This window comes from Mesorhizobium silamurunense (assembly GCF_014843825.1).
GTDB classification, from domain to species: domain Bacteria; phylum Pseudomonadota; class Alphaproteobacteria; order Rhizobiales; family Rhizobiaceae; genus Mesorhizobium; species Mesorhizobium silamurunense.
Window position 1 is genome coordinate 1 of the sequence record NZ_JHQR01000242.1, and the last position, 15,447, is coordinate 15,447.

Annotated in this window: 15 protein-coding genes, 1 tRNA gene and 2 pseudogenes; 10 read left to right on the forward strand and 8 right to left on the reverse strand. The window is 61.7% G+C overall.

The features are described 5' to 3' along the window. Both DH10_RS25835 and DH10_RS38415 read right to left on the reverse strand, forming a co-directional pair. A partial coding sequence (locus DH10_RS25835) for a VCBS domain-containing protein (RefSeq protein WP_210327854.1) occupies window positions 1-1,322 on the reverse strand: 1,322 nt, incomplete at its 3' end. Between the two features lie 827 nt (window positions 1,323-2,149). Continuing rightward, window positions 2,150-2,503, reverse strand: a complete 354-nt coding sequence (locus DH10_RS38415; RefSeq protein ID WP_246505936.1) for a hypothetical protein — start codon at window positions 2,501-2,503, stop codon at window positions 2,150-2,152. Between DH10_RS38415 and DH10_RS25845 the strand changes: the two genes are divergently transcribed. The 8 genes and pseudogenes from DH10_RS25845 (at window position 2,431) to DH10_RS25880 (ending at window position 8,912) form a co-directional block, all read left to right on the forward strand. Beyond that, window positions 2,431-3,462, forward strand: a complete 1,032-nt coding sequence (locus DH10_RS25845; protein WP_312891227.1) for an HlyD family type I secretion periplasmic adaptor subunit — start codon at window positions 2,431-2,433, stop codon at window positions 3,460-3,462. The genes DH10_RS38415 and DH10_RS25845 overlap by 73 nt on opposite strands. A gap of 11 nt (window positions 3,463-3,473) precedes the next feature. Continuing rightward, window positions 3,474-3,629 (forward strand): annotated as a pseudogene (locus DH10_RS37725) (JAB domain-containing protein); the annotation flags it as partial. Window positions 3,630-3,781: 152 nt separating this feature from the next. Next, window positions 3,782-4,666, forward strand: coding sequence for a cytochrome c oxidase subunit II (locus DH10_RS25855; protein ID WP_192245924.1), 885 nt, complete (start codon window positions 3,782-3,784; stop codon window positions 4,664-4,666). 21 nt (window positions 4,667-4,687) lie between these two features. Next, window positions 4,688-6,463: a cytochrome c oxidase subunit I gene (gene ctaD, locus DH10_RS25860; RefSeq protein WP_192245926.1), complete on the forward strand. Its 1,776-nt coding sequence runs from the start codon at window positions 4,688-4,690 to the stop codon at window positions 6,461-6,463. Next, entirely contained in the window at window positions 6,460-7,164 is a 705-nt protein-coding gene (locus DH10_RS25865; RefSeq protein WP_192245928.1) for a cytochrome c oxidase subunit 3, read from the forward strand. The genes ctaD and DH10_RS25865 overlap by 4 nt, the downstream gene beginning before the upstream one ends. Window positions 7,165-7,174: 10 nt before the next feature. Further along, on the forward strand, window positions 7,175-7,897 hold the full coding sequence (locus DH10_RS25870; RefSeq protein ID WP_192245930.1) for a heme-copper oxidase subunit III family protein: 723 nt from the start codon (window positions 7,175-7,177) through the stop codon (window positions 7,895-7,897). 23 nt (window positions 7,898-7,920) lie between these two features. Continuing rightward, window positions 7,921-8,313: a cytochrome C oxidase subunit IV family protein gene (locus DH10_RS25875; protein WP_192245932.1), complete on the forward strand. Its 393-nt coding sequence runs from the start codon at window positions 7,921-7,923 to the stop codon at window positions 8,311-8,313. 125 nt (window positions 8,314-8,438) lie between these two features. After that, entirely contained in the window at window positions 8,439-8,912 is a 474-nt protein-coding gene (locus DH10_RS25880) for an aminoacyl-tRNA deacylase (RefSeq protein ID WP_192245934.1), read from the forward strand. A 42-nt stretch (window positions 8,913-8,954) separates the two neighbouring features. Here the strand turns inward: DH10_RS25880 and DH10_RS25885 are convergent, their stop codons facing one another. The 4 genes from DH10_RS25885 to tig all read right to left on the reverse strand — a co-directional run bounded on the left by DH10_RS25885 (window position 8,955) and on the right by tig (window position 13,014). Beyond that, window positions 8,955-9,773, reverse strand: a complete 819-nt coding sequence (locus DH10_RS25885; protein ID WP_192245936.1) for a DUF2189 domain-containing protein — start codon at window positions 9,771-9,773, stop codon at window positions 8,955-8,957. Window positions 9,774-10,242: 469 nt separating this feature from the next. Then, window positions 10,243-10,623, reverse strand: a complete 381-nt coding sequence (locus DH10_RS25890; RefSeq protein WP_192245937.1) for a c-type cytochrome — start codon at window positions 10,621-10,623, stop codon at window positions 10,243-10,245. A 187-nt stretch (window positions 10,624-10,810) separates the two neighbouring features. Continuing rightward, window positions 10,811-11,329 (reverse strand): hypothetical protein, encoded by a 519-nt coding sequence (locus DH10_RS25895; RefSeq protein ID WP_192245938.1) that lies wholly within the window; start codon window positions 11,327-11,329, stop codon window positions 10,811-10,813. A gap of 185 nt (window positions 11,330-11,514) precedes the next feature. Beyond that, window positions 11,515-13,014: a trigger factor gene (gene tig, locus DH10_RS25900; RefSeq protein WP_192245939.1), complete on the reverse strand. Its 1,500-nt coding sequence runs from the start codon at window positions 13,012-13,014 to the stop codon at window positions 11,515-11,517. Window positions 13,015-13,358: 344 nt separating this feature from the next. Between tig and DH10_RS25905 the strand changes: the two genes are divergently transcribed. Continuing rightward, window positions 13,359-13,443 (forward strand) — tRNA-Leu (locus tag DH10_RS25905). 146 nt (window positions 13,444-13,589) lie between these two features. After that, complete coding sequence (locus DH10_RS25910; protein WP_192385505.1) at window positions 13,590-14,975, forward strand: DUF6538 domain-containing protein; 1,386 nt, start codon at window positions 13,590-13,592, stop codon at window positions 14,973-14,975. Here the strand turns inward: DH10_RS25910 and DH10_RS25915 are convergent. Both DH10_RS25915 and DH10_RS25920 read right to left on the reverse strand, forming a co-directional pair. Continuing rightward, window positions 14,935-15,207, reverse strand: a complete 273-nt coding sequence (locus DH10_RS25915) for a hypothetical protein (RefSeq protein WP_192385506.1) — start codon at window positions 15,205-15,207, stop codon at window positions 14,935-14,937. The genes DH10_RS25910 and DH10_RS25915 overlap by 41 nt on opposite strands. After that, a pseudogene (locus tag DH10_RS25920) lies at window positions 15,204-15,447 on the reverse strand (DUF7666 domain-containing protein); the annotation flags it as partial. The gene DH10_RS25915 and the pseudogene DH10_RS25920, both read right to left, overlap by 4 nt.

Here is a 15,447-nt window from a genome sequence, read left to right on the forward strand (position 1 = left end):
GTCGCCGCGTCGTTGGTGCCGGTGATGGTGACGGTTACGACCTGCGTTGCCGCCGAGCCATGGCCGTCGTTGACCGTTACGGTGTAGTGCTCGACCACGCTCTGGCCGTCGGCCAGGTACTGGGCGGCGGCGTTGTTGAGGGCGTAGTGCCATTGCACCGAGCCGTTGGCGGCGTTCGCGGCTTCACTGACAGGGTCAAGCGAGAAGGTGCCGAGCGCAGTCTCACCGGCGGTCGGCGTGAACGACGCAGTGTGGCCATCGCTGAGGTCGACGTCGTTGAAGGTGATCGTGCCGGCGGCGTTGAGCGAGTCAGTCGCCGAAGGTGTCGTGTTGGCATCTTCGACGACCGCACCGTTCTGTGCGCCGCTGGTGATCGAGACAATGTCATTCGTTCCAGTGATGGTGATGGTAAGCTGCGCAGTATCCGTGAGCCCATGCGGGTCACGGACGGTGTATGTAAACACCTCAGTGACTGTGACCCCGTCCGCCAGCGCGTTCGTGTCCACATCACCGTTGTTGAGCGTGTAGGTATAAGTTCCGTTCGCATTCAAGGTCAGTGAGCCATAGGTGCCCACCAACGGAGATCCGACGGTCCCCCCATTTCCAGATCCGGATTCCGGACCTGTCCGGACCGCCGAGACAACCAAGGACGGCTGGCCATCGTCCGCATCCGTATCGTTAGACAGCACGTTGCCCGCGGCTGTGGGATCGCCCGCTACAGGTGTATTTCCCGGGCCAACACCGGCCTCGCGCACCGGATCCGCGGCGTTGGTGTCGTCAATTCCGACAGGTGAGCCTGGGTCACGGGCGACGAAAACCTGCTCGATCGCGGAGACTTTCAAATTGATGCTGGTGAAGGTGAATTCTGCCTGACCTGCCTGTCCGGTATTCACGTTCGAGTTCGCGGCTATAAAGGCTCGAAACTGAGCAATCTCACCGTTAAGCGTCGTCATAAACGAAGCGTTATTGAGCTGATCATTGCTTAGATAGATGAAAAGCGTATCGATTTCGGCAGTGCCCTTGGCAGCATTCCCGTTGCCGCCATCATAGGCATCGTAGCCGGAAAAGATCGTTTGTCCGGCCGTCGTTCCCGTGCCGAAGACTTGGCCGCCGATCTTGTACTGATTTTCCCATGCTCGGTAGATAAGAGTGTCCGCCCCGGATCCGCCCAAGACCGTATCGAAGCCGGTGCCTCCATCGAGCGTGTCTGCGCCCGATCCGCCATTCAGGCGGTCGTTTCCAGCGCCCCCGGACAGCACGTCGTCTCCGCTGCCGCCAACTAGATTGTCGTTGCCGCTCGTGCCAACAGTCGAAGTGGCCATTTCTACCCCCTGCGGACAGACGCTCCCGGCGCCCGCCTATTGGCCGTCCGAGACGGCCGACTAACCATGCCGAAAAGATCGGCGCCCAGTCTAACGGGGAGAGGAAATGATCAAAGTGCCATGCAACCAGGCGCAACCCGACAGCCTGGCCCGTGGGCCAGCCATATTGGCAGCTCACAGACAGGCGGTGGCTCGATGGTGATGACTGCGACGGCTATAAATAACCGCGCTGCGTTTCCCCTGCCCCAGTAGCGCTGTAGCTCGTTGTTGCCGGTCGGGAGATAATTCGCGCTACCCCTATATATTAGGATATTATTAACTCTATCCCGGGAAGCGTCAACAGCCAACTCGATGAACAGTTAACGACAAAGGCGTACTTGTACGCGTTCGCGAAAAAACTTCATCGATCGATGGAAGTCTGGGCCAACAACGATCGGCAACTGCTGGAGCGAATCGGTCGGAGGCTGGTTGCGCATACAACCGTCTTGCCGCGCTTGCCGCCGTGCTCCGAAATCGTCGTCTCGACAGCGCACTCAGTTCGTCCTTGATCAAGACTGCCTCGGCCGTCCGGGCTGGCCCGATGCGGCTTCTAAGGCCGAGTGCATCGATTAGGTACGCCCCGTAGCGTGTTCTCATTATTCCGATTGCCGCCCGTCACTGATGGTGAACGTTGATTGCGTTCTGGTACTTAACGAAGGCCAGCCGCAAATGTTCGGCCCGCGTGACGGCGTGCTGGCGCAACTGCGCCGTCCCGAGCAGCAGTCAGCAGCGCCGCAGGTCCGGGTCGTGAGCTCTGAAAGGACGGGATCGTGACGGAAGCTGCCCTGTCATTGGAAATGCCGCCCCCACCGCCCGCCTGGCCGGCGGTGAGGGCCTACGTGTTCGGTGGCCTGACCGTCATCGGTCTGTTGTTCGGCTGCTTCGGCCTTTGGGCGGCGACAGCGCCGCTGACCAGCGCGGCGGTCGCGCCGGGTATGGTGAAGGTGGACAGCAACCGCAAGACCGTCCAGCACCTGGAGGGCGGCATCATCCGGGAAATCCTGGTCCGGGAAGGAGATGCGGTCAAACAGGGCCAGACATTGGTGCGCCTTGACGGGCTCGACGCGGAATCCGATCGCGATGCCGTGCGCGGCGAGCTCGACTCCGCGCTCGCCAGCGAAGCCCGCCTGACGGCGCAGCACGACGCCCTGAGCACAATTCCATCCCGGCGGACTTGTCGTCCAGGCGAAGCGAGCCGGGCGTCGCCGAGGCCATGGCCGGACAGGAGCGCATCTTCCGGGATCAGGCCAAGGTGCAGGCGTCGGAGGTCGAGGTCTGGCAGCAGCGGATCGCCCAGTACCAGGCTCAGATGTCGGCGCTCGCCGCGAGAGTTGCAGCCTTCGAGATCCAGTTACCGTATCTGCGGGAAGAGCTGGCGGACGCCCGCACACTTCTCAAGAAGGGCTATGGCGTGAAGTCCCGAGCGCTCCAGCTCGAGCGCCAGATCATCGCCGCCCAGGGCGAGGCCGACTCGAACCGCGCGAGTATAGAAAGCCTGCGACAGCAGGTCGCCGAGGCAAATGCACAGATCGACAATGGCCGGCTCTCGTATATCAAGAAGGCCGCCGAGGATCTGCGTGACGTTCAGACCAAACGCTCGGATCTCGAAAAGGCGCTTCAGAAGACCGGAGCGCGCGCAGCGCGCCGGGATGTCGTCGCGCCTGAGGATGGCGTGGTGATGAACCTTCGCTACTTCACGCCGGGCGGAGTTGTGGCTGCGGGCGGTGCTATTCTCGACCTCGTTCCCGTTCAGGACAAGATGGTGCTGGACGTCAAGATCCAGCCCCTGGACATCGATGTCGTTCGCCCTGGTCTGCCGGCGACGGTGCGCCTGGTGGCGTACAAGCAAAGGACCACGCCCACGGTGGAGGGCGCCGTTACCCGCGTTTCAGCCGACGCGGAGATCGACGAGCGCAGCGGAGCGACGTTTTTCAAGGCAACAGTCGAGGTGGGCGCCGATCAGCTCAAGAAGCTCCCTCAAGTAAAGCTATATCCGGGAATGCCGGTGGACGTCTCCGTTGTTACCGGCAGGCGAACCCTGCTCGAATATCTTTTCCAACCGGTTGCCGACAGTTTTGCTCACGCCTTTAAAGAGGAGTGAGCAGTAACAGGGTTTTGGTCAATTCGGCCCCTTCTTGCTCCCGGCGAGCCGACGCCGTCGCGCCGCAGATCATCGACACGGCGAAGCCGCTCGGCATCGCGGTCCACGACCACATCATCATCGGCCGCAAGGGCAATGCCTCGATGAAGGGCCTGCTGCTGATCTGAGGTGTTTTCCCGACGTCCGAGGATGCAGGGGAACGACGCTGTCTCCTCATCAGACAGTCGGCTCTGGAATTTCAACGGGAAATCGATCATGATGCGGTTTGGTATTTTCCCGGGATGCTTCGTGTTCCGGCGAAATACTGGAGGAACGGGACATGGCAGTAGTGCTTGTACTCGTTTTGATCGTCGTGGGCTCGGTGTTGTTCCACTTCCTGAGCCCATGGTGGTGGACGCCGATTGCCTCGAACTGGGACTATATCGACAACACCATCATCATCAGCTTCTGGATCACCGGCATCGTCTTTTCCGCTGTCGTGCTCTTTATGGCCTACTGCGTCTTCCGCTTCCGGCATCGGGAAGGCAATCGCGCGGCATATGAACCGGAGAACAAGCGCCTCGAATCGTGGCTGATGATCGTCACCGCTGCCGGTGTCACTGCCTTGCTGGTTCCCGGCCTGTTCGTCTGGAGCCGCTTCGTCAACGTTCCCAGCGAGGCCGCCGATATCGAGGTTATCGGTCAGCAATGGCAATGGAGCTTCCGCCTGCCCGGCAAGGACGGCAAGCTCGGCACGTCCGACACCCGCGACGTATCGGCTGAAAATCCGCTCGGCATCGCGCCCGGCGACCCCAACGGCCAGGACGATATCGTGGTCGAGGCGGCAGACCTGCACTTGCCGGTCGGCAAGCCGGTCAAGGTGCTATTGCGCTCGATCGACGTGCTGCACGATTTCTACATCCCGGAATTCCGCGCCAAGATGGACATGATCCCGGGTTCGGTCACCTATTTCTGGTTCACTCCAACCAGGACCGGAACCTTCCAGGTCTTGTGCGCCGAGTTGTGCGGCCAGGGACACCCGCTGATGCATGGCACGGTCGTGGTCGACACCGAGCAGGACTATCTGGCCTGGGTCGGCCAGCAGCAGACCTTTGCGCAATTGTCGGCGCCCAAGCAAACGGGCTCTGTGAACCAACCGTCAGGAAAGACGATGGCGTCCGGTTTGGACGTCGCGGCAAAGCTCGAAACGCTCGAGGCCCGCTGAACAGGGCGCGGAGGTGCTCCCATGGTCGACGTCACACCCGCAGATGCCGTTCCCCCCGCCGAAGTCGGGGAGGTGGAACTCTACCATCCGCACAGCTGGTGGACGAAATACGTCTTCTCGCAAGACGCCAAGGTCATAGCGGTCCAGTATTCGGCGACGGCAACGGCAATAGGCCTCGTCGCGCTGGTGCTGTCCTGGCTGATGCGCCTGCAGCTCGGCTTTCCCGGCACGTTCGACTTCATCACTCCGGAGGCCTATTACCAGTTCATCACCATGCACGGCATGATCATGGTGATCTACCTGCTCACGGCGCTCTTCCTCGGCGGCTTCGGCAACTACCTCATCCCGCTGATGGTCGGCGCCCGCGACATGGTCTTTCCCTATGTCAACATGCTGAGCTACTGGGTCTATCTGCTGGCGGTGCTGGTGCTGGTGTCGAGCTTCTTTGCGCCGGGCGGACCGACGGGCGCCGGCTGGACGCTCTACCCGCCGCAGGCGATCATGACCGGCACGCCGGGAGGCCAGGACTGGGGCATCATCCTGATGCTCTCTTCGCTCATCCTGTTCATCATCGGCTTCACCATGGGTGGCCTGAACTATGTGGTGACGGTGCTGCAGGGCCGCACGCGCGGCATGACCTTGATGCGCCTGCCGCTCACCGTCTGGGGCATCTTCACCGCCACCGTCATGGCACTGCTCGCCTTCCCGGCGCTGTTCGTTGCTTGTGTGATGATGCTGCTCGACCGCCTGCTCGGCACCTCCTTCTTCATGCCGGCGGTTGTCGAGATGGGCGAGCAGCTGCAGCACAATGGCGGCAGCCCGATCCTCTTCCAGCATCTGTTCTGGTTCTTCGGCCACCCGGAAGTCTACATCGTGGCGCTGCCGGCCTTCGGCATTGTCTCCGACCTGATCAGCACCCATGCGCGCAAGAACATCTTCGGCTACCGCATGATGGTCTGGGCCATCATCGCCATCGGCGCGCTGAGCTTCGTGGTCTGGGCGCACCACATGTATGTCAGCGGCATGCACCCCTATTTCGGCTTCTTCTTCGCCACCACCACCTTGATCATAGCCATTCCGACCGCCATCAAGGTCTACAACTGGGTGCTGACGCTGTGGCGCGGCGACATCCACCTAACCATACCGATGCTTTTCGCGCTCGCCTTCATCGTCACCTTCGTCAATGGCGGCTTGACCGGGCTCTTCCTCGGCAACGTGGTTGTCGACGTGCCGCTCTCCGACACGATGTTCGTCGTTGCCCATTTCCACATGGTCATGGGCGTCGCCCCGATCCTGGTGATCTTCGGCGCGATCTACCACTGGTACCCTAAGGTAACCGGCCGCATGCTCGACGAGACGCTCGGCCGCTTCCATTTCTGGGTGACCTTTCTTGGCGCCTATCTGATCTTCTTCCCCATGCACTATCTCGGCCTGATGGGCATCCCGCGGCGCTACGCCGAGCTGACCGACATGACCATCATGACGGAGTCGGCCCATCATCTGAACTCGTTCATCAGCATCATGGCCTTCATCGTCGGCTTCGCGCAGATGGTGTTCCTGTTCAACCTGATCTGGAGCATCCGCCATGGTCGCGAGGCCGGCGGCAACCCGTGGCGGGCAACGACGCTCGAATGGCAGACGCCCCATACGCCGCCTGCGCACGGCAATTTCGGCAAGGAGCTGCCGATCGTCTATCGCTGGGCCTATGACTACAGCGTTCCGGGCGCCAAGGAGGACTTCATCCCGCAGAACGTGCCTGGCTCCTTCGGCCTCGGCCCATCCAGGGAGCAACCATGAGCGTCATCCTGGTCTTCTTGGCTGTGATCGCCGGCTTTGCCGGATGGTGGCTTTCGCACCAGCGGCTGACGGCGAAGCCGTGGCTCGAGCAAGGCCTGGCGGGAGATTTCGTCAGCCTTGACCGGTCGGCCCTGCCCACCGCCAAGATCGGCCTCGGCGTCTTCCTCGCCGTCGTCGGCTGCCTGTTCTCGCTCTTCACCAGCGCCTACTTCATGCGCATGGGCCTGTCGGACTGGCGGCCGCTGCCGCTGCCGCGCCTGCTCTGGCTGAACACCGGCGTGCTGGTGCTGAGCAGCGTCGCGCTGCAATGTGCCGTGGTCGCCGCGCGCAAAGGCCAGATGGACATGGTCAGGCTCGGCCTTGCAACGGCCGGACTGACCGCCCTCGCCTTCCTTGCCGGCCAGTTGATGGCCTGGCGGCAGCTCACCGAAGACGGCTACCTGCTGGCCTCCAACCCGGCCAACAGCTTCTTCTATCTGATCACCGCAATGCATGGCCTGCACATATTGGGCGGGCTGGTCGGCCTCGGCAGGACGAGCGCCGGCGCCTGGAACGGAGCGCGGCCGGAGCGGCTGCGCCTCAGCGTCGAGCTCTGCGCCATGTATTGGCATTTCCTGCTTTTTGTCTGGCTCTGCATCTTCGCCGTTCTGGCCGGCTGGGCGGCGACGTTCATCGACATTTGCCAACGGCTGCTGACCTAGGAGACCGGCGATGGCCGAGACGACCCTGACACATACCGACCGGATGGCGCCCCGGCCAGCGGGCTGGCAAGGCATCGCCGCCGACTGGGCCTCGGACCAGCGCGCGTTCAAGAACGTGTCCTGGGGCAAGGCCATGATGTGGATCTTCCTGCTCAGCGACACCTTCATTTTCGGTTGCTTCCTGCTGTCCTATATGACGGCGCGGATCTCCACGCGCGTGCCGTGGCCGAATCCAAGCGAGGTCTTCGCCTTGCGCATCGGCGGCTCGGAAATCCCCCTCATCCTGATCGCCATCATGACTTTCGTGCTGATCTCCAGCAGCGGAACCATGGCCATGGCGGTCAATTTCGGCTACCGCCGCGATCGTCGCAAAACCGCGATCCTGATGCTTTTGACCGCCGCGCTCGGCGCGACCTTCGTCGGCATGCAGGCCTTCGAATGGACCAAGCTCATCACCGAAGGGGTGCGGCCCTGGGGCAACCCCTGGGGAGCCGCGCAATTCGGCTCGTGCTTTTTCATGATCACCGGCTTCCACGGCACCCACGTGACCATCGGCGTGATCTTCCTGATCATCGTGGCGCGAAAAGTCTGGCGCGGCGACTTCGACATCGGACGACCCGGTTTTTTCACCAGTCGCCGGGGCCGCTACGAGAATGTCGAGATCATGGGACTCTACTGGCACTTCGTCGATCTGGTCTGGGTGTTCATCTTCGCCTTCTTCTATCTTTGGTGAGAGGCGGGCTTTGAGAGGAAGACATGGCTGAAGCAACCGCAAACGGTCTCGGACAACACGCGCTGCACTCCACCCACGATGCGGTGGCCGCCGCCAAGGCGGACACGCATCAGGAACACCCGATCAAGCTCTATCTGGTGGTCTGGGCATGGCTGTTCATTCTCAGCACCTGCTCCTATCTAGTCGACTATTTCGGTATCGACGGTTACCTCAGATGGTCGCTTATCCTGATCTTCATGATGCTCAAGGCAGGACTGATCGTCGCCGTCTTCATGCATATGGCCTGGGAGCGGCTGGCGATGATGTATGCGATCATCCTGCCGCCGATACTGGTGCTGGTTTTCGTGACGATGATGGTCTTCGAGGCCGACTATACGCTTTTGACCCGTATCGCATTTTTCGGGCCCGGCCCCTGACGCGATTCGAGTCCGGCCGCAGCACGACCAGCCGGGCACAGTAGGGCCGGCCATGAAACCATAGGGCCGCCGGTCCGTTTTTGGTTTGGCGTGTGCGTCGTAAACTCAAGCAAAGGACGCGGACAATGACGATAGCAAACAGACTGAGAGACTTTATCGACGGCAAAGGCATCTCCTACGATACCGTCGGGCATCATCGAACCGCCACCAGCAGGCAGGCCGCCATTGCCGCGCACGTGCCCGGCAGCATGATGGCGAAGTCCGTGGTCGTTCACCATGAACTCGGCTATGCGCTGGCCGTGGTCCCAAGCACCCACAGGATCGAACTCGGCAAGCTGCAGGACGTTATGGACACCCGCCTCGGGCTCGCTTCCGAGGACGAGGTGGTATCGCTCTTCGATGATTGCGACATCGGCGCCATACCGCCGATCGGCGCGGCCTATGATGTGCCGGTCATTCTGGACGAAAGCCTGCGTGACGCCGCCGATATCTATTTCGAGGGCGGCGACCACAAGACGCTTGTTCATGTCAGCGGCAAGGATTTCCGCAATCTGACCACGGGCGCGCGTCAGGCACGGTTCAGCCACCCGGCCTTGTGAGAGAGTACCGGCGCTCTCGCCGGTACTCGTGACAGGGTTCGCTCAGTTCGCCGGTCTTGGGATGGCCGGCGCCTCCACCACCTTGCGATACACATGCCAGGTGGCATGGCCGAGGATTGGCAGCACGACCGCCAGCCCCGCGAACACCGGCAGCGATCCGATGATCAGCCCAACGGCGACGATAAGTCCCCAGACGGCCATTACGATCGGGTTCGTCAGCACCGCGCGCACCGAGGTGTGAATGGCTTCGTAGGCGCCGACATCGCGATCAAGCAGCAGCGGGAAAGCCACCACGGTGGTGCACAACACGACCACGGCGAATATGAACCCGATGGCGTGACCCAGCACGATCAGGGTCCAGCCGCGCCCGGTGGCGAATATCTCAGTGATGAAGCTGGACAGCGACGCCGGTGGCTCGGGGCCGAACAGCTGCTCGTAGAAAATCTTGGCGGTCAAAAGCCACGTGATGAAGATCGCAAACAGCATGATCCCGACCGCGGCGATGGCCGGCAGCGCCGGGGAGTTCCTGACCTCGAACGCGTGGCGCCAGGATATATCGAGACCGGCTTCCCGTCTGCGGCTGATTTCGTAGAGGCCGATCGCCGCGAACGGGCCGATCAGCGCAAAACCGGACACCAGCGGAAATAGCAGCGGCAGCGCGTTCGCCCCCGATGTCCAGGTCGCGAGCACCACGCCGACGAGCGGATAGATCATGCACAGAAACACGATGTGAGAGGGTTTGACCATGAAGTCGTCGATACCGCGCCTGAGTGCGTCGAAAAGATCGGATACACCGATCTTTCTCACTCTCGTGTGCTCCAGCGTTTCGCTGGCCCCTGCGATCACGTGAAAATTTGCCATGACCATTCCTCCAGACAAGGTCCGGCAAGGTCGCGGATTCACGGTGCTACCGCTCTGCGTGACTGGCCACCCAAACCGCGACCTGCACCGGCAGCCAACATACTCCTTCGTGCCCGATTTGTCGTCTTTTCATTGGAGCGGGTGCGGTGGCCGGCCAACGCTGCATACTGGTTCCAGAGGTTTTTTTGCGGTATTCTCCTATAGCGTCGCGCGCCCCTGAGGGGCGCGCAAAAGGACGCTGGATCACTTTGATTGGCCCATGATCCTTTCCCGATTTTCGGGGTCATGCGCCCGGTCGAAGGCGAACGTCATGGACACGCGGACGCTTCTCATACTCGGCCTTGGCATCGTTATTCTGCTGGTGTTGGGATTCTTTGCGCTGCCGGCATGACGGCGCTGGGCACGACACTCAGCAGCGCAATGGGCCGGGGCGAGCCGGCGACCACCGACAGAGCCCGGAAGGACCCGCTCACTTGGAAAACTGTTTCAGGTAAGCGATGACGTTGGCTATGTCCTGATCGCTCTTGAGCCCGGGAAACGCCATCTTCGTCCCTTTGACCATCGCCCTGGGATCGTGAAGATACTTTGTCAGCGTAGGCTCGTCCCATTTGATGCCGGATTTTCCGGCCTCGATCATGGCCGTGGAATAAGTGAAACCGGGATGCGTGCCTGCGGTGCGCCCGATGACGCCGTGCAGAGACGGGCCGACCTTGTTCTGGTCCTGGTCGGCAATGTGGCAGACCTTGCACTTGGTGAAGACCTTCTCGCCTGCGGCAGCATCCTGCGCCTGCGTTGGGCTTGCGAAGAAGGTCGTAGCAGACAAGACGATGAAAAGCGCGGTTGAGCGCATGGCACTTCCTCCCTGGCCGTCGTTTACGTCGGACGATCCGCACCGCGCCAGCCCCTGGCGTGCCCTGCACGGCAGAGCGGAATATCCGCGTCCCTTCAGTGGGATTGCGGCACCTACATACCACAGAATCGTCGCAATGGGTAAGAAAAAGCCAGCTTTTGCGAAGGTTTAGGCGTGTGCGGACAGGTCACGGCAGGTCGGTCTTGCAGCTTGAGGCCATCTGCCCGATCGCCTCGGACAGACCGGCAAGTTCGAAATCGGCCTCGCCGCGTCCGGACAGCAGGCCGAAGCGCCAGGACAGCAACAGCCGGTTCGCCGAAACCAGCCGCTTGATGCCGTCATCCCCTTCCCTGACCAGCAATTTGCCGCGAGGGCCAACGGACCAGCTTTCATCGATTTTGCTGCCACCGTCGACCATCACCGACATGGTGATCTTGCGGCTGGCCGAAACCGCGTCGTTGAGCTGCAGCCATTCGCTCCAGCGCGGTTCGCCGTCGGGCCGGCAGGCCAGCGTCAGGACCGGACTGTAGCCCAGCGCGCCGCCGCCGGTGATCAGCTTGTTGGTAGCGTAAAGCGACGCCGTCACCTGGCCGTCGCCGGCGGCGTCGACGCGCCAGTTGCCGAGATCGGGTCCGGCCTGTGCGACACGGGCCGTGGCAAGCAAGAGCGCCGCGGCAACGACCACGCCCTTCATCTTGAATGCCATAATCACCCGTGCCTCCGAACAACCCCGCGACATGCGATACCGCGCAGATAATCATCAACGTTCGGTATCGCCAGCAGCCGGCATTCATCTGAAGCCGATTGTGTTGCCGCGCGGCAACAACGAATGCGGTAACGAAAAAGGCCGCCTCAAGGGCGGCCTTTCGAAAATCGCGTTATTGAGCCGTATTACTCGGCGTCCTTGGCTGCCTTTTTCTTCGGCGCGGCCTTCTTCTTGGGCTCTTCCGCCTCGTCGGCGGCTTCGCCCGCCTTTGCTTCACTTGCCTTGGCCTCGGCCTTCTTCGAGGAAGCCTTCTTCGCCGGCTTCGCCTTGGTCGCGGTTTCAGCCTCCTCGTCGTCGGCCATCAGCTCTTCCTTGCTGACCTTGACGTCGTTGACCGAAATCTGGCCGAGCAGGTAGTCGACGACCTTCTCCTCGAACATCGGCGCGCGCAGCGAATTGATCGCTTCGGGATTGTTGCGATAGAACTCGAAGGCTTCCTGCTGCTGGTTGGCCGGGAAGCGGCGGACCTGCTCGAACAGGCCGCGCTGCAGCTCTTCGTCCGAGACGGTGACGCCGGCCTTCTCGCCAATCTCGGCGAGAACCAGGCCGAGACGCACGCGGCGTTCGGCCAGACGCATATATTCGGCGCGCGCCTCTTCTTCCGTCGTCTCCTCGTCGGCGAAGGTGCGGCCGGCAGCTTCGAGGTCGCGGTTGACCTGCGCCCAGATGTTGTTGAACTCGGCCTCGACGAGCTTTGACGGCGCCTCGAAGGAGTAGGCGGCATCGAGCTGGTCGAGCAGCTGGCGCTTCACCTTCTGGCGGGTCATCGAACCGAACTGGTTCTCGATCTGACCGCGCACGATCTCGCGCAGGCGCTCAAGCGATTCCAGGCCAAGGTTTTTGGCCGTTTCGTCGTTGATCTCCAGCGCGCCGGGTGCGGACACTTCCTTGACGCTGACGTCGAAGGTGGCTTCCTTGCCGGCCAGATGGGCCGCCTGGTAGTTTTCGGGGAAGGTGACGCTGATCTGCTTCTCATCGCCGGCCTTGGTGCCGATCAGCTGGTCCTCAAAGCCCGGGATGAATTCCTTGGAGCCGAGCACCAGCGGCTGGTCGGTGCCGGCGCCGCCGGCGAAGGCCTCGCCGCCGATCTTGCCGACATAGTCGATGCTCACGCGGTCGCCTTCGGCGGCCTTGCCATCCTTCGGCTCGTAGCTGCGCGCCGACTCGGCGACCCGCTTCACTTGGTCGTCGACTTCCTGTTCCGGCACGTCGTAAACTTGGCGCGTCACCTTGATGTCGGAGAAATCCTTGACCTCGATGGCCGGGATGACCTCGTAGTTGAGGCGGAACTCGAAGTCGGCGCCGCCGGCCAGGATCTTCTCGGCTTCCTTCTCGTCCTCGGTCATGATGACTTCGGGCTGCATGGCGGCCTTCTCGCCGCGGCCCGAGATGATCGAACGGGTCGAGTCGTTGAGGATCTCGTTGACGACCTCGGCCATGAACGACTTGCCGTACATCTTGCGCAGGTGCTGCACTGGCACCTTGCCGGGGCGGAAGCCGTTGATCCGCACCTTGTCGCGGGCATCGTTCAGCCGCGCCATCAGCTTGGCTTCCATGTCACCGGCCGGCACGGTGATCTTGATCTCGCGCTTGAGACCGGAGTTGAGCGTTTCGGTGACCTGCATCCTAAAACCTTTGTTTTCACCAATGAGGCTGCCAAACGGTTCTTAGCCGTTCACAGCCTGCCGGTATAATCTTGCCGGAAATGGCTTTTGGTACGGAACCTGGTGATTTGACCGCTAATGCGGCTCAACCTCTCCTGACCTGCGCTTCCAAAAATGTGAAGAAGTCTTTGTTTTTCCTACTTCTTCTTACATTCTGCAGAAGCGGATAGTCGCGTCCCGTCACATTCGACACGCCTTTTGTCACAGGCTAGGCTAATTTTCAACCATCTTCGCGATTAGGCGAATGACGGTGATCTGGACCCCGACATTGACAGAATGATGGCTACATGGGATTGCCGGGGAACGCGGATGTGGCGGAATTGGTAGACGCCCTGGATTTAGGTTCCAGTGCCGAAAGGCGTGGGGGTTCGAGTCCCTTCATCCGCACCACGATTTTAGCGTGTGCTGCATTCTAACGTATTGATCCGAATACATAAATTCAATTGTAAAAAGGTTCGAGTGCGGAGACGGCTTGATTTCATGCCACAAAACATGCCACCTATCCTGTCTCCAGTGGCGTTTTTTGGGGTGCGGGCGTGGGGCGAAACCGGAAGCAGGCCGACGGCGATTCCAACGAGGATCGCTATCTGAGCGAGATCAACGGCTACTGGTGGTACAAGCGCCGCGTGCCCAAACTGGTGGCGCATCTCGACGGCCGCGCGCCGCAGGTGCGCATGACGCTGAAGACGAAGGAAAAGACGCTGGCGCGCCGCAAGCGCGACCAGCTCGAGGCGGCCGACGACAATCTCTGGGCCTCCTTCATGGTCGACGGCAAGACCGATCCGGCCAGGCTTCGCTATGATGCCGCGGTGCGCCGGGTCGAGGCCATGGACTTCACCTTCCATTCGGCGGCCGTGCTCGAGCATGTCGACAACTTCGACGACCTGCGCCGCCGCATCGAGGCGATCGAAGCCGCCACGCCGGCGCAGGAGAGTGAGATCGGCCCGGCACTGCTCGGCGCCATCGACGTGCCGAAGACGACGGTCAGCGACGCTTTCGATATTTACTGCAACGAGATCGTCGCCGACGAGCTGGTCGGAAAAAGCGCGCTGCAGAAGGCGCAATGGAAGAAGGTCAAGCAGCGCGCGGTCAACAATTTCAAGCGCATCGTCTCCGATAAGCCGATCGATGAAATCACGGCCGACGATGCGCGCAAGGTCTACCTCCATTGGCTTGGCCGCATCGTGCCGAAGAAAGGCGAGAAGGCCACTGCATCGGCCAATTCCGGCAACCGCGACCTCGGCAACATGCGCGTGCTTTACGACGCGTTCTTCAAGTACCAGGGCCAGCACGATCGCAAGAACCCGTTCGACGGCTTCTCGTTCAGCCAGAAGAACAAGCGCTCGCGGCCGCCGATCCCGACCGAATGGATACGCGACAAGGTCATGGCGCCAGGCGCACTCGCCACGCTCAACGAGGAGGCGCGCGGCATCCTGCTGATGATCATCGAAACCGGCGCAAGGCCTAGCGAGATCTGCAATCTTGAGCCCGCCGCGATCCGCTGGTCGGCCCGTGTGCCGCATCTGTCGATCGAGCCGCGCGAGGATCCCGACGATCCGCGCGAGATCAAGACCGCCTCGTCGCGGCGCCTGGTGCCATTGATCGGCGTTGCGTTTGCCGTCGCCGAGCGTCACCACAAATTAGGCTTTCCTCGCTACAAGAATCGCGAAAACGACCTGTCGGCCGTGCTGAACAAGTTTCTGAAGGCGAACAATCTGTTCCCGACGTCGAGCCACACCCTCTATTCGTTCCGGCATTCCTTCGAGGATCGGATGAAGGAAGGCGGCATCGAGGATGAGCTGCGCCGGATCCTGATGGGCCACACGGTCGACCGGCCGAAATATGGCAGCGGCGGCGGGCTGGAATGGCGGCGCAAGCAGCTCATGCCGATCGCGCTGAAATTTGATCCGTCGATCGTTTAGCCTGGGATCGTGTGAGGCGAGCCCTCGCCTCGGCAAGCAGCGCGTCCGCTTCCTTGCGCTTTTCCAGTTCGCGCTGTAGCCGACGCCAGATCGGCAGATAGAGGTCGGCCTTGCGGCCGGCCTTGTCCATAAGGCGCGCGACCGTATCCAGATATCGCTCTATATCGGCCACGGTGACCGGCGGCAGCGGCCGGGTCGCCCAGGAGAGGCGAGGTTTGGCCTGCTTAGTCATTCGACCTCGACCGGCTTGCCGCCCTTCAGGCGATACCAGGTGTCCGGCTTAATGCCGTCCATTCCCACCGTGCCGATCCATCTCGCGATGACCTTGCCGCTGTCGTCAAACTCTCGCAGGACGAGATCGCACCCGTCAGCGCCCCGCGCCTTGCCGTTCGGGCCGGATGCCATGGCGATAGCCTGCTCGCCTGACGCGGTGGCAGCGCCCCGCTCGCCTGACGCGGTGGCAGCGCCCCGC

What these genes read in the sequence shown, in the direction of transcription:
- DH10_RS25855 (WP_192245924.1), top strand. Translation starts at nt 3,782, where the DNA reads ATGGCAGTAGTGCTTGTACTCGTTTTGATCGTCGTGGGCTCGGTGTTG.
- ctaD (WP_192245926.1), top strand. Translation starts at nt 4,688, where the DNA reads ATGGTCGACGTCACACCCGCAGATGCCGTTCCCCCCGCCGAAGTCGGG.
- DH10_RS25865 (WP_192245928.1), top strand. Translation starts at nt 6,460, where the DNA reads ATGAGCGTCATCCTGGTCTTCTTGGCTGTGATCGCCGGCTTTGCCGGA.
- DH10_RS25870 (WP_192245930.1), top strand. Translation starts at nt 7,175, where the DNA reads ATGGCCGAGACGACCCTGACACATACCGACCGGATGGCGCCCCGGCCA.
- DH10_RS25875 (WP_192245932.1), top strand. Translation starts at nt 7,921, where the DNA reads ATGGCTGAAGCAACCGCAAACGGTCTCGGACAACACGCGCTGCACTCC.
- DH10_RS25880 (WP_192245934.1), top strand. Translation starts at nt 8,439, where the DNA reads ATGACGATAGCAAACAGACTGAGAGACTTTATCGACGGCAAAGGCATC.
- DH10_RS25885 (WP_192245936.1), bottom strand. Translation starts at nt 9,773, where the DNA reads ATGGCAAATTTTCACGTGATCGCAGGGGCCAGCGAAACGCTGGAGCAC.
- DH10_RS25890 (WP_192245937.1), bottom strand. Translation starts at nt 10,623, where the DNA reads ATGCGCTCAACCGCGCTTTTCATCGTCTTGTCTGCTACGACCTTCTTC.
- DH10_RS25895 (WP_192245938.1), bottom strand. Translation starts at nt 11,329, where the DNA reads ATGGCATTCAAGATGAAGGGCGTGGTCGTTGCCGCGGCGCTCTTGCTT.
- tig (WP_192245939.1), bottom strand. Translation starts at nt 13,014, where the DNA reads ATGCAGGTCACCGAAACGCTCAACTCCGGTCTCAAGCGCGAGATCAAG.
- DH10_RS25915 (WP_192385506.1), bottom strand. Translation starts at nt 15,207, where the DNA reads ATGACTAAGCAGGCCAAACCTCGCCTCTCCTGGGCGACCCGGCCGCTG.